This window comes from Streptomyces sp. NPDC007856 (assembly GCF_042868225.1).
GTDB lineage: Bacteria > Actinomycetota > Actinomycetes > Streptomycetales > Streptomycetaceae > Streptomyces.
Genome location: NZ_JBIAEC010000010.1, coordinates 222,260 through 231,962, shown reverse-complemented (window position 1 = coordinate 231,962; position 9,703 = coordinate 222,260). Strand labels below are relative to the sequence as shown.

General features: G+C 72.9%; 10 protein-coding genes. 6 read left to right on the top strand and 4 right to left on the bottom strand.

Annotated features, from left to right (window positions below):
* Nucleotides 1-413: 413 nt before the first annotated feature.
* On the bottom strand, nt 414-863 hold the full coding sequence (locus tag ACFYOH_RS24420) for a nitroreductase family deazaflavin-dependent oxidoreductase (protein WP_388628995.1): 450 nt from the start codon (nt 861-863) through the stop codon (nt 414-416).
* A 145-nt stretch (nt 864-1,008) separates the two neighbouring features.
* On the opposite strand from ACFYOH_RS24420, the gene ACFYOH_RS24415 reads away from it, so the two are divergent.
* The 3 genes from ACFYOH_RS24415 (at nt 1,009) to ACFYOH_RS24405 (ending at nt 3,688) form a co-directional block, all read left to right on the top strand.
* Complete coding sequence (locus tag ACFYOH_RS24415; RefSeq protein WP_388628992.1) at nt 1,009-1,695, top strand: TetR/AcrR family transcriptional regulator; 687 nt, start codon at nt 1,009-1,011, stop codon at nt 1,693-1,695.
* A gap of 116 nt (nt 1,696-1,811) precedes the next feature.
* Nucleotides 1,812-3,026: a sensor histidine kinase gene (locus ACFYOH_RS24410; RefSeq protein WP_388628989.1), complete on the top strand. Its 1,215-nt coding sequence runs from the start codon at nt 1,812-1,814 to the stop codon at nt 3,024-3,026.
* Nucleotides 3,023-3,688: a response regulator gene (locus tag ACFYOH_RS24405; protein WP_388628987.1), complete on the top strand. Its 666-nt coding sequence runs from the start codon at nt 3,023-3,025 to the stop codon at nt 3,686-3,688. Before ACFYOH_RS24410 ends, ACFYOH_RS24405 begins: the two co-directional genes overlap by 4 nt.
* Before the next feature lie 183 nt (nt 3,689-3,871).
* Here ACFYOH_RS24405 and ACFYOH_RS24400 read toward each other — a convergent pair whose 3' ends face one another.
* The gene (locus ACFYOH_RS24400) at nt 3,872-5,362 is read right to left on the bottom strand and encodes an MFS transporter (RefSeq protein ID WP_388628984.1); all 1,491 of its coding nucleotides are present in this window, start codon (nt 5,360-5,362) and stop codon (nt 3,872-3,874) included.
* 85 nt (nt 5,363-5,447) lie between these two features.
* On the opposite strand from ACFYOH_RS24400, the gene ACFYOH_RS24395 reads away from it, so the two are divergent.
* Nucleotides 5,448-5,846, top strand: coding sequence for a MarR family winged helix-turn-helix transcriptional regulator (locus tag ACFYOH_RS24395; protein WP_388628982.1), 399 nt, complete (start codon nt 5,448-5,450; stop codon nt 5,844-5,846).
* Nucleotides 5,847-5,853: 7 nt separating this feature from the next.
* On the opposite strand, the gene ACFYOH_RS24390 is transcribed toward ACFYOH_RS24395, so the two are convergent.
* Entirely contained in the window at nt 5,854-6,594 is a 741-nt protein-coding gene (locus tag ACFYOH_RS24390; RefSeq protein ID WP_388628979.1) for a maleylpyruvate isomerase family mycothiol-dependent enzyme, read from the bottom strand.
* A gap of 256 nt (nt 6,595-6,850) precedes the next feature.
* Nucleotides 6,851-8,029, bottom strand: a complete 1,179-nt coding sequence (locus ACFYOH_RS24385) for an MFS transporter (protein ID WP_388628976.1) — start codon at nt 8,027-8,029, stop codon at nt 6,851-6,853.
* A gap of 138 nt (nt 8,030-8,167) precedes the next feature.
* Between ACFYOH_RS24385 and ACFYOH_RS24380 the strand changes: the two genes are divergently transcribed.
* Together ACFYOH_RS24380 and ACFYOH_RS24375 are read left to right on the top strand one after the other, a co-directional pair.
* The gene (locus tag ACFYOH_RS24380; RefSeq protein ID WP_388628973.1) at nt 8,168-8,935 is read left to right on the top strand and encodes a hypothetical protein; all 768 of its coding nucleotides are present in this window, start codon (nt 8,168-8,170) and stop codon (nt 8,933-8,935) included.
* Between the two features lie 18 nt (nt 8,936-8,953).
* A complete protein-coding gene (locus ACFYOH_RS24375; protein ID WP_388628970.1) occupies nt 8,954-9,349 on the top strand; it encodes a luciferase family protein in 396 nt (131 codons plus the stop codon).
* The last annotated feature ends 354 nt before the right edge of the window (nt 9,350-9,703 follow it).

Sequence of the window (9,703 nt, the reverse complement as noted above, 5' to 3'; positions counted from 1 at the left end):
GCTGGGCGAGGCCTGTGTGAACCGGGCCGGTGGGCGCGCGAGAGCCGGTCCGGTGTCGGGTGTGAGAACGGGTCGAGTGCGGGAGAGGCCCGAGAACTGGGCTGGGCGAGGCCTGTGTGAACCGGGCCGGTGGGCGCGCGAGAGCCGGTCCGGTGTCGGGTGTGAGAACGGGTCGAGTGCGGGAGAGGCCCGAGAACCGGCTGGGCGGAGCCCGTGTGAACTGGGCCGGTGGGGGTGCGAGAGCCGGTTCGGTGTCGGGTGCGAGAACGGGCCGGGTGCGGACATGCCGCTGGACGGGGCCCGCGTGGGACCGGGTCGGTGGGGGCGCGGGAGCTGGTCCGATGGGGGCGAAGCACGAGAACCGGGCCGGTGGGGGCGGCGTCGGTCCGTGGTGTGCCGGGAGCGGGTTCCGGTCAGTTCGTGACCGTGATGTGGAAGACCGGGTGGTCGGGGGCGATGCGCCGCAGGTCCTCGTCCGGGGAGTCGGGGCCGACGCCGTTGAAGAAGACCCCGACCTCCGCCTTCCAGCGCTTGAGGTAGGCCCGCAGCAGCGGGACCTTGTCGTCGTCGGCGACCTCGGTGGCGGTGAAGACGTCCACGTTCTTGCCGAGCCGCAGCTCGCCGCCGCCGGCCACCCGCATGTTGTGGGTCCACTGGACATGACCGCGCGGGGCGAGCAGGTACTGCTGTCCGTCCACCGTCAGCAGGTTCACCGGAGTGGTGCGCCACTCTCCGCTCTTGCGTCCGCGCACCGCCAGGACCCTGGAGCCCCAGACACTGAGGCCGCGCCGGGTGAGCCAGGCCACCGCCCGGTTGAAGACGTTGACGGTGAACCAACCCGGCTTCTTGACGTGTGTCGACATAGTGACCCCCACGGTTGAGGAGAGCGGTGCTCTCGCCTGTCTCGATTGTGGCGCAGACGGGTGCTCCGAAGCAAGAGCGGCGCTCTCTTTTTCGTTCGGCGCTCTCTTTTGTGTGCACCGCTCTCCTGCGTGGCAGACTGCAAGTATGAGCACCACACAGGGCGCCCGGGCACGGGCCAGGATCGAAGTCACCGCCGCCATCAAGGAAGCGGCCCGCAGACAGCTGGCGGAAGAAGGCGCGGCCAAGCTCTCGCTGCGGGCCGTCGCCCGCGAACTGGGCATGGTCTCCTCGGCGCTCTACCGCTACTTCCCCAGCCGTGACGAGCTGCTCACCGCCCTGATCATCGATGCCTACGACTCCCTCGGCGAGGCGGCCGAGCAGGCGCGGGACGCCGCGGCCGGCGCCGCTCCGGTGGCCCGCTGGACGGCGGTGTGCGAGGCGGTGCGCGCCTGGGCGCTCGCCCACCCGCACGAGTACGCGCTGATCTACGGCTCCCCCGTGCCGGGCTATGCCGCCCCGCAGACAACCGTTCCGCCCGCCGCCCGGGTCGGCCTGGCCTTCATCGGCATCGTCCAGGACACCCTCGACGACTCCGGCCTGGCCGACCTCTCCATGCCCGCCGGGCTGCGCCCCGAGGCCGAGCGCATGGCCGCCGACTTCGCTCCCGATCTTCCTCCAGAGGCGATCACGGCGCTCGTGGCGGCCTGGGCCCAGTTGTTCGGGCTGGTCAGCTTCGAACTGTTCGGCCAGTTCAACAAGGTGGTCGAGGACCGCGAGGCCTTCTTCCGGCACGCGGTCACGGGGCTGGCCCACGGAGTCGGGCTGCGGTAGGCGCAGGGCGGCCGGACACCGAGCCCGGGGGTAGGCGTCGTACTTCCCCGGGAGTAGCCGTGATCACCTCGTCCGGCTGACGCCCGTGCCGCCCGGCGGCGTCTACCGTGGCCTGCATGGAAGAGCAGCGCGCCGCAGGTCACCGGTGGCGGCACGGGCCGCCGTGGCGGAGCGCCCCCGACGAGACGGAGCCGGACCGGGCGCACTGGCCCTGGCGCACCACCGTGCTGCTCACCGCGCTCGTCCTCATCGGCACCCACTTCGCGGCCCACAGCCAGCCTCACCGCGTGCCGCTGGACGGCTACGCGCGCGTGCTGCTGCTCGTCGGCTCGGTCCTGCTGCTGTGGCGGCACCGGCACCCGGTGGCCGTGGCCTACGGCACCGCGGTGGCGACCCTCGTCTACCTGGCCGCGGGCTACCCCTACGGACCGGTCTTCCTGACCGTCGCCGTCGGCTGTTTCAGCGCGGTCGTCGCCGGGCACCGGCGCGCGGCCTGGGGGGCCGCGGGGCTGCTGTGGGCCGGGCACGCCCTGGTCGCCCTGTGGCTCTATCGCCGGCTCCCGCCCTCGGGCGACAAGGGCGGCAGCGTCTACCAGGAGATCGGCATCGGCGCCTGGGTGCTGGCCGTCATAGCCCTGGCCGAACTGGTCCGGGTGCGGCGCGAGCAGTGGGCACGGGAGCGCGCCGACCGGGCGGAGGCGGCGCGGCGCCGCGCGGACGAGGAACGGCTGCGGATCGCCCGCGAGTTGCACGACGTCCTCGCGCACAGCATCTCGGTCATCAACGTCCAGGCCGGCATGGGGCTCGCCCTGCTCGACAGCGACCCCGAGCAGGCCCGCGCCGCGCTCACCACCATCAAGGCCGCCAGCAAGGAGGCGCTCGGCGAGGTGCGCCAGGTGCTCGACACCCTGCGCGCCCCTGGCGCCGCGCCGCGCGCCCCCGCCCCCGGCCTGAGCCGGCTGCCGGAACTGGTGGAGCAGGCGGCCACGGCCGGACTCACCGTGGAGATCGAGGGCGAGCCGCCGCAGCTGCCGCCCGGCGCCGACCTGGCCGCCTTCCGCATCGTGCAGGAGGCCCTGACCAACGTCGTACGGCACTCCGGGTCGCGGCACGCGCGCGTGCGGTTCGCCCATGACGGCGAGGCGCTGCGGCTGCGCATCGACGACGACGGGCCGGCCACCGGCGCCGACGCCGGGGGCAGCGGCAACGGACTGGCCGGAATGCGGGAGCGGGCCGCCGCGCTGGGTGGCACGATCGAGGCGGGCCCGCGCGCCGACGGCGGCTTCCGGGTGCTCGCCGTACTGCCGTCGCACCTTAGGGAGGACGAGTGATCCGGGTACTGCTCGCCGACGACCAGTCGCTCGTGCGGGCCGGTTTCAGGGCCTTGCTCGATGCTCAGCCGGACATCGAGGTGGCGGGGGAGGCGGCCGACGGCGAGGAGGCGTTGCGCCTGGTGCGCGAACTGCGCCCGGACGTGGTCCTGATGGACATCCGCATGCCCCTGCTGGACGGTCTCGCCGCGACCCGGCGCATCACGGGAGACGCGGAGCTGAGGGACGTGAAGGTGGTCATGCTCACCACCTTCGAGCTGGACGAGTACGTCTTCGAGGCGATCCGCTCCGGCGCCTCGGGCTTTCTGGTGAAGGACACCGAACCGGACGAACTGCTCCGCGCGGTACGGGCGGTGGTCCAGGGCGACGCGCTGCTGTCGCCGGGTGTCACGCGCCGGCTGATCGCGGAGTTCGCGACCCGCTCCAAGGAGCCCGCGGCGGCGGACGCGCTCGGCCGGCTCACCGAGCGGGAACGGGAGGTGATGGCGCTGGTCGGCATCGGCCTGTCCAACGAGGAGATCGCCCGCCGGCTGGTGGTCAGCCCGCTCACCGCCAAGACCCATGTGAGCCGCACGATGGTGAAACTGGGCGCCCGGGATCGGGCCCAACTGGTCGTGCTTGCCTACGAGTCGGGATTGGTGCGACCCGGCTGGCTGGGCTGAACCGCCTGCCGGAAGCGCACCAGCACGCTGAGGAGCGCACCGGCTTCACGGACACGCGCGCCCGGCGGGGCAACAGCCCGCCGGGGCATGGCAGCGCCCCGCAGGGGCGCGGGGAACTGCGCGATCGGCCACGACGGGCCCGCAGACGAGCCACGGCCCATCACGGCCTTTCCCGCGGAGCGCTCAGTCACGGACCGCCACGCGCTCCGCTTCCGCCTCCTCCACGGTGGACCTGGCGACCACGAGGGGCTGCTGCGTACGACGGCTGCGCAGACCGGTGAGGGTGATCAGCAGACCCGCCGCCGCGATGCCCGTGACGACCAGGAAGCCCGGCCGGTAGCTGTCGAGGACGGCCTGCGGGGTGGCGTGCGCGGGGGCGCCCGCGGTCACCACGGCGGTGACCACCGCCAGGAAGATCGCGCCGCCCACCTGCACCGAGGTGTTGAGCAGGCCGGAGACCATGCCCTGCTCGTGGTCCTCGACCCCGTTGGTGGCCTGGATGTTGAGCGACGGGAAGACCAGCGCGCAGGCCGCGCCGATCAGCAGCATGGACGGCAGGATCACGGCCGCGTACACCGGGTCGAGGTCGACCCGCAGGAACAGCGCGTAGCCGAGGACCATGAAGGCGAAGCCGGTCGCGATCAGGCGCGGGGTGCCGAACCGGTCGACGATCCCGCCGACCTTCGTCGAGGACACCGCCACCAGCGCGCCCGCCGGCAGGAACGCGAGTGCCGTGTGCAGCGCCGACCAGCCGAGCAGGGACTGCATGTACAGCGTCGTCAGGAACTGGAAGCCGACGTAACTGCCGAAGAAGGCGATCGCACCGAGCTGGGCGCGGACCTGGCTGCCCGAGCGCAGCACGCCCAGCCGGATCAGGGGGCTCGGCGAGCGCCGTTCGACCAGGACGAAGGTGGTCAGCAGCACCGCGACCGCGAGGAAGGACAAGAGCGTGCCGACCGAGGCCCAGCCGGCCCCGGGCGCCTGGACGACGGTGAAGACCAGCAGCAGCATCGCCGCGGTGCCGAGGACGGCGCCGGGGATGTCGTAGCCGTCGTGATTCTCCTCGCGGGCGCTGCGCGGCAGCAGCCGCAGGCCGGCGAGCAGTGCGAGGAGGGCGATCGGTGCGGGCAGCAGCATGGTGAAGCGCCAGCTGGCCTCGGTGAGCAGGCCCGAGAGCACCAGGCCCATGGAGAAGCCGGTCGCGGCGCAGGTCGTGTAGATGGAGAGGGCGCGGTTGCGCAGCGGGCCCTCCGGGAATGCCGTGGTGATGATCGACAGGCCGGCCGGAGCCGTGAAGGCCGCGCTCAGGCCCTTGACGAACCGGCTGGCGATCAGCAGCGGACCCGAGTCCACGAGCCCGCCGAGCAGCGAGGCGAGTGCGAAGACGCCGAGGGCGACGAGGAACACCTGGCGCCGGCCGAGCAGGTCGGCGGTGCGGCCGCCGAGGAGGAGCAGGCCGCCGTACCCCAGGATGTAGCCGCTGACGATCCATTGCAGCGTCGACGTGGACAGGTGCAGGTCGGAGCCGATGGACGGCAGCGCGACGCCGACCATCGACACGTCCAGCGCGTCCAGGAACATCGCCGCGCAGAGCACCAGCAGGGTGCCCCACAGCCGGGGGGGCCAGCGGACCGTCGAGGACAGGGCCGCGGGGTGGGTGAGCGGAGAGGTCATGCCGGAGAGACTACATGCACATGCATGAGATGCAAACGCATTTAATTCCGATGCAATAATCTCGCTTCTCTGCTACGGTGCGCCCATGGCGTCGAACAGGGCCGAGCAGGCGCTCGTGGAGCAGTGGCGGGGCATCCTGGGGCTGCATGCCCGCACCCAGTGCGAGCTGGACCGGGTCCTGCACGGACACGGCCTGTGCGCCAGCGACTTCGAGGTCCTCGACCTGCTGGCCGAGGGCGCGGCGACGGACGGCGGCTGCGCCTACCGCGTGCAGGAGATCTCCGAGCGCGTCCACCTCAGCCAGAGCGCGCTGTCCCGGCTGATCGGCCGCCTGGAGAAGGACGGCCTGGTCGAGCGCGCCATGTGCGCCGAGGACCGGCGCGGGGTGCGCGTGGCGCTCACGGTGAAGGGGCGCGCGCTGCACCGCGAGGTACGGCCGGTGCAGCGCGCGGTGCTGAGCCGGATGCTGGCCGAAAGCAACTGACCAAGCGTCAGATCCCGCTCTTCTCCCGCCAGAAGGCGGCGAGGGAGCGGTCACCGGACACGTTCGGCACGGGCTCCCGGTTCCACAGGGCGAGGTACAACCGGTCGGCGGGGCCCGACAGTTCGGCATCGGCCTCGTCCGCCGCGTCCCGGACGGTCACCGGTGGCTCCGCCGTGAGCCGTACGGTCCACACCGCGTCCGGCCCCGCGTTCACCGCCCGCACCCGCAGCAGGCGCGGCTCGTCCGTGCGGACGCGGCTCCTGGGGCGGGCGTGGAAGCCGCGCAGCAGCTCGTCGATGCCGTCCACCGCGAAGTCCGGCTCGATCGGCGACGCCGTCCCGCCGCTCGCGGCCTCCGCGTCGTACCGGTGGACGGTCGTCTCGTGCGCCTGCCTGCGGGTCCAGAAGGCCAGCGCCGAGGGGTTGGGCGCCGGGTGGAAGGTCCAGCACTCCAGGTCGGCCGGCGCGGCGGCCAGGGTGTCGACCAGGAGGCGGTGACTGTCCCGGTACCAGTCCACCAGTTCGTCACCGTCCAGGTCCGGCGGGTCGCCGATGGGGCGAGGTCCCGTGTGCCCGTCGGCGACGACGGCCGCGGCCCACCGGTGCACCGTGCCGGTGTGCCGCAGCAGGTCGCGCACCTGCCACTCCGGGCAGGTGGGCACCTTGGCATCGGTCCCTGCCGCGGCGGCGGCCGCCGCGAGCGACCTGCCCTCCCGGTCCAGGGTCTGAAGGTAGTCGGCAATGTCCATGGCCGTGAGTGTGCCGGATGGGCGCGCTCCGCCGGGCGGCAATGTGCGACGCGAGGGCCGACCGGTCTTCCGGCGCGGCGCTGACCGGGCCTTTTGAGGTGCGGTGGGTGACCGTGGGTTTCGGCGCGGCGCTGATCGGGCGCGTCGGCCGGGGCCGGCCGGCGGTGACTTCTCGGGGCGGTGAAGCTTCCGGTCAGTGCGGTGAAGGGTCCGGTCGCCGTGGTTGAGGGTCCGGGCCGGTCCCGGCGCCCTTGCCTCAGGCGCCCATCGTCCGCCGCGTGCACACCCCGATGGCCGCGGCGACGGCGGCCAGTGCCGCGATGCTGGTGAGAGCGGCCGGCAGGGAGAACCAGTCGGCCATGAAGCCGATGGCGGGCGGCCCGAGCAGCATGCCGCCGTAGCCGAAGGTCGAGGCGACGGCCACACCGGACGGGCCGGTCAGCGCACCCGCCCGCTCCACGGCGACCGGGAAGAGGTTGGCGAGCCCCAGCCCGGTAACGGCGAAGCCGAGCAGCGCGGCCCACACGGACGGCGCGAGTGAGCCGAGCAGCATGCCCACCGCCGCGACGGTGCCGCCGGCGATCACCGTGCGGGCGCGGCCGAGGCGCTCCAGGAGGGTCGTGCCGGTCGCCCGGCCCACGGTCATGGCCAGCGCGAAACACGCGTACCCGGCCGCCGCCACGCCGGACGACGCCGCGAGGTCCTGCTGGAGGTGGAGCGCGCCCCAGTCGGCCATGGCGCCTTCGCCGTACGCGGTGCACAGCGCGATCAGCCCGAAGACGGCGACCAGCCCGCGGCCGCCGGTCCGCCGCGCCGCGGTACGGTGCGGCTGCGGAGGCGAGGAGGGGGTGCGGTCCGCCGGGACGGGCGGTTCCTGCCGCAACAGGGTGCGCCCGGCGACTGCCGTGACGAGCAGCCCGATCAGCGTGAGCCCGAACAGGTGCTGAGTGGGGGAGAGCGCGCCCGAGACCAGTCCGCCGAGTCCGGCGCCGATCATGCCACCGAGGCTGAACGCCGCATGGAACGACGGCATGATCGGCCGCCGCAACGCGGCCACCAGGTCGACGGCGGCACTGTTGAAGGCGACGTTGATGCCGCCGTAGGCGGCGCCGAAGACGAGGAGTACGGCGCCGAGGGCGGGCGCGGAGTGGGTCAGCGGGGGCAGGCTGACGCTGAGGGAGAGCAGGACGGCGCAGACCACGGTGACCGGATGGCTGCCGTAGCGGCGGCACAGCCGTCCGGTCAGGGTCATGGTGACGACGGCACCGGCCGAGACGCCGAGCAGGGCCAGGCCCAGGGCGCTGGCGGAGGAGTCGGTCTGCTGCTTGATGGCGGGGATCCGGACTACCCAGCCCGCGAAGACGAAGCCGTCGAGGGCGAAGAAGGCGGTCAGCGCGATGCGCAGCCGGGAGAGATCGCGGCTGCCACCCGGCACGACGTTGTGCGTTCGGGGTTTGTTTATTTGCGGCACAAAGTCAGGCTAGGTGGCGGCGCAGGTTGGGGCAAGGGATATGCGGGGCGGTCGGGCAGCCACGGTGGCGTGCAGGGCGTGGGGTAGGCGCGAGCAGGGCGTGTGCCGGGCGCATTCGCGCCGGGTGGGACGGGGTGTGTTTCCCCTTCCCATGTCTACGTCCTCGGCTTCCGCGCCGGCGAACTGGCCGAACTCCTCGACAGCAGCGGTGTGTCGGTGGACAGCGCCCCGCAGCGCGCGCGTGCGGCGCTGGGCGGCCGGCTTCCGGAGGAGGACCGGGACCGAGCGCCGCTGCCGCGCTCGGTACGGGAACGCGCGCTCGTCGGGCTGTTCGTGGATGCGCTGGAGAACTCCGACGTCGACGGGCTCCTGACGCCGCTGACCGAGGACGCCTGGCTGACGACGCCGCCCGAGCCGCTGGCGCACCAGGGTCACACGGCGATCGCCCGGTTCTACCGTGCCCTGCCCTGGTGGGGCGGCCGGGGGCTCCGCCTCGTGGCCACGTGTGTGAATGGCCGGCCCGCGTTCGGCGGTTACCTGGGCGAGTCCGGCAGCGCGGTCGCCCACGCCTACGGGCTTGCCGTTCTCACACTGCGAGACGACCGGATCTCCGTCGTCACCTGCTTCGGCGAGAGCGGCCTTCGGGCATGCTTCGAACTGCCCCGGACGCTCGGTGAGCAGAGCCCGAGTGTCCAGGAATCGACCGATGTGCCCTTGACCTGCACCGACTTGTGCTCGTGCGGGTCGGCGTCGGCGTCAACACGGCGGGCCGCGCGCCTCGTTCGGTGTGCTCCGAGGGTGTCCGCACGCGTTCCGCAGTCGGATACAGGTCGGTTAATGCTTGCTCACGAGCTGGTTGCCGAGGGGTGAGCGGGCCATGATGGGCCCATGACGTTGGCCTCGCGCGCGCTCGCGCAACTGGCGACCTGGCCCGACCTGAGTCAGGCGATCCCGAGCTGCGGCCTGGGACAGGCGGTGAGTTCGGCCCACGGCGAGATCGCCCACTTCCACTCGGACCGCGATGTGGATCTGCGGCTGACCGACCGGGCGATCCGGAGGTTCGCCAAGGACCTCAGGGGCTCGGGCGCGATCAGGATCGTGCCGGGTTCGCAGTGGGTGACCCTGCGCCTCGACGCGGCGAGCGACGTCGACCTGCTGCTGACCCTGGTGAGCGTGGCGCTCCAGGCCCAGCAGACCTGGCCCGATCCCCTCGACCGGCCACCGGCGGGCTGCAACGACCAGCGCGGCGCGGGCTTTGTGAAGGCCGACCGCGGCGGCATCTGAGGCGCACGACCCGACGCGGTGGTGTCCGATCCGCGCGGCGTCGCGGGGTGGCATCTGATCCGCGCGGCGTGGCGCGGTGGCTGTGAAGGCCGACGGCACCGCTGAACTCGCGCCGACTGTACGCCTCCACGCTGCGCTCGCACCGCGGCGGGCAGCAGCAGCCGATGCCTGCGCACCATCCGCCTCCCCAGCCGCGCCCGGCGTCACACCGTGAGGTCCTGGATGCCTGCCTCCGCGTTCCCGTCAGGCCGTGAGGTCCCGGACACCCGCCTCCCCGGTCCCGTCGCAACGTGACGACCCTGGCGCCTGCCTCCGTGTTCTCGTCGCGCCGTGAGGTTCCGGATGCCTGCCTTC

Bases quoted from the DNA above. Each gene is read 5' to 3' on its own strand.
- ACFYOH_RS24420 (WP_388628995.1), bottom strand. From the start codon at position 863: ATGTCGACACACGTCAAGAAGCCGGGTTGGTTCACCGTCAACGTCTTC.
- ACFYOH_RS24415 (WP_388628992.1), top strand. From the start codon at position 1,009: ATGAGCACCACACAGGGCGCCCGGGCACGGGCCAGGATCGAAGTCACC.
- ACFYOH_RS24410 (WP_388628989.1), top strand. From the start codon at position 1,812: ATGGAAGAGCAGCGCGCCGCAGGTCACCGGTGGCGGCACGGGCCGCCG.
- ACFYOH_RS24400 (WP_388628984.1), bottom strand. From the start codon at position 5,362: ATGACCTCTCCGCTCACCCACCCCGCGGCCCTGTCCTCGACGGTCCGC.
- ACFYOH_RS24395 (WP_388628982.1), top strand. From the start codon at position 5,448: ATGGCGTCGAACAGGGCCGAGCAGGCGCTCGTGGAGCAGTGGCGGGGC.
- ACFYOH_RS24390 (WP_388628979.1), bottom strand. From the start codon at position 6,594: ATGGACATTGCCGACTACCTTCAGACCCTGGACCGGGAGGGCAGGTCG.
- ACFYOH_RS24375 (WP_388628970.1), top strand. From the start codon at position 8,954: ATGACGTTGGCCTCGCGCGCGCTCGCGCAACTGGCGACCTGGCCCGAC.